The following is a 1,142-nucleotide window of genomic DNA, read 5'->3' as shown; positions in this document are numbered from 1 at the left end:
TTGGAATCTGAATGGTCGTTGACACCGGCGCTGCGGCACGCGGCATTTCAACCAGAGACTCGTGCAGGCGAAAGAAGCGTGCGATGTGATGCGTGGAGGAGATTCCCACATCCAGGAAAAATGCACCGGCAGAGCCGCAACGCTCTCCCGTCGTCGTCGCGAGCGGCACGCCATGCATCATGCCGCTGATGGAAAACGCCTCGATCAGTGGCTTGCCGTTTGCGTCGCTCCATACGCGGCGCGTGTGGTTCTCGATAAATTCATGGTGCGAGGGACTCTCCGAAATCCCGTGCACGTCGGTCCATTGCCGAATGATGTCTTCACCGTTGGAAGGTCTCACGATGGGATCGTTAGCGCCATGCCATACTGAGATTTTCGGCCACGGCCCGCGATGTCTGGATGCGGCTCGTACGCGATTGCCAAGCGCTTGCGCGGCATGTCCCCGTTCGGTGAACATGGCCTCGAATGCTTGTTGAACGTTGCCTGCGCACCCATAGGGCAGTCCGGCAATGATGGCGCCGCCGGCAAAAACCTCCGGGTATGTTGCGAGCATAACCGAAGCCATGGCGCCGCCGGCCGAGAGGCCCGTCACGAAGACCTTTCGGCGGTCGGCAGCAAATGTCGCGATGGCGTGCTCGACCATCTCCCTGATCGAACGCGCCTCGCCGTGGCCGCGCGCGATGTCGTTTGGCAGGAACCACGAGAAGCAATTCTTCGGATTGTTCGCAGGCTGCTGCTGCGGATAAACGACCGCGAAGCCGAGGCTGTCGGCGAGCGACGACCAGCCGGTACCGTGGTCATACTCTGCGGCGTTCTGGGTGCAGCCATGGAGCGCAATAACCAACGGCGCCTTGGGCGGCAGCTCTTTGGGAGCGTACACGAACATACGAAGATTGCCGGGATTTACACCAAATCCGGTCAATTCTCGCAGCCGTGTCGCGCGGCCTGCTGGCGACACGCGAGCCTGTGCCGCGTTCTTTCGGGCCGCAGCAAGAAGATGTTCGAATTTGCTTCGAAACGCCTGAAGACGGGGAAGAATTTCGCGTAAATCGCGCATCGGGACCACTCCTATTTTGCATCGCAAAATATAGTTGTGCATCGCAACATGGCGAGCCTGAGGAACCGAGTCAAGAACCGAGCAG

General features: G+C 59.7%; 1 protein-coding gene. It reads right to left on the bottom strand.

What is annotated here, in order from left to right; all coding sequences use genetic code 11:
• Positions 1-1,057 (bottom strand): extracellular catalytic domain type 1 short-chain-length polyhydroxyalkanoate depolymerase (locus AC629_RS44465; RefSeq protein WP_168195772.1); only part of this gene is annotated, 1,057 nt, incomplete at its 3' end.
• Positions 1,058-1,142: the final 85 nt, after the last annotated feature.

Source organism: Bradyrhizobium sp. NAS80.1 (assembly GCF_001908205.1).
In the GTDB taxonomy this organism is placed as follows: Bacteria; Pseudomonadota; Alphaproteobacteria; order Rhizobiales; family Xanthobacteraceae; genus Bradyrhizobium.
Note: the sequence above shows the minus strand (reverse complement) of the source record. Positions and strands in the feature narration are given on the sequence as shown.